Origin of the sequence: Streptomyces flavofungini, assembly GCF_041028215.1 — a bacterium.
Lineage (GTDB): Bacteria > Actinomycetota > Actinomycetes > Streptomycetales > Streptomycetaceae > Streptomyces > Streptomyces flavofungini_B.
In genome coordinates, this window is sequence record NZ_JASKYR010001550.1 from 1 (window position 1) to 594 (window position 594).

The following is a 594-nucleotide window of genomic DNA, read 5'->3' on the forward strand; positions in this document are numbered from 1 at the left end:
CCCCTGGAGTCGTCGACGACGAGCGCCGGGGGGTGCCTTCGCAGTTCGGCGCGGAAGGTCGGCCAGGCGCCCCGGACGGCGTACTCCTCGCCCACTCTCGGCCCGTCGCGGCCGCCGCTGTAGTTGGTCAGGAGCCCGGCCGTGAGGTAGCCAGTACGTCTCGGGGTGTATGCCCCAGACGAGGACCCGGTCCCCGGGGTCCGTCCGCTCCCGCACCGCCGCCGCGAGCCGCTGCGCGTGAGCGAGTTCGGGACGCGGCGCGAGCAGCCCCCAGACCAGGAACACCGCGCACGAGCACCCCGTGGCGATCAGCGCCCCGGTGGCCCGCGCCCGGGGCAGCCGCCGCAGCGCGGCCGTGCCGAGGAGGGCGAGCGGCGGCATCAGCTGCAGGTAGTAGTGGCCGAAGAAGTGCRKGCCGAGCAGGACCGCCCGCCGCCGAGGAGGCGAGCCACAGCCACAGGTCCCCCGCCGTCCCGCCCCCGCGAGCCGTCCGCCGGGCAGACGGGGCGAACCGGGCGCGCAGGGCGCCGAGTGCCGCCGGGAGCAGACCCGCGCAGGCCGCCGCCAGGAGCAGCGCGTTGACCAGCCCCCTGC

At 77.4% G+C, this 594-nt stretch carries 1 pseudogene; it reads right to left on the bottom strand.

Annotated elements, in window-relative coordinates:
* A pseudogene (locus tag AB8Z36_RS42130) lies at window positions 1–594 on the bottom strand (glycosyltransferase); the annotation flags it as partial.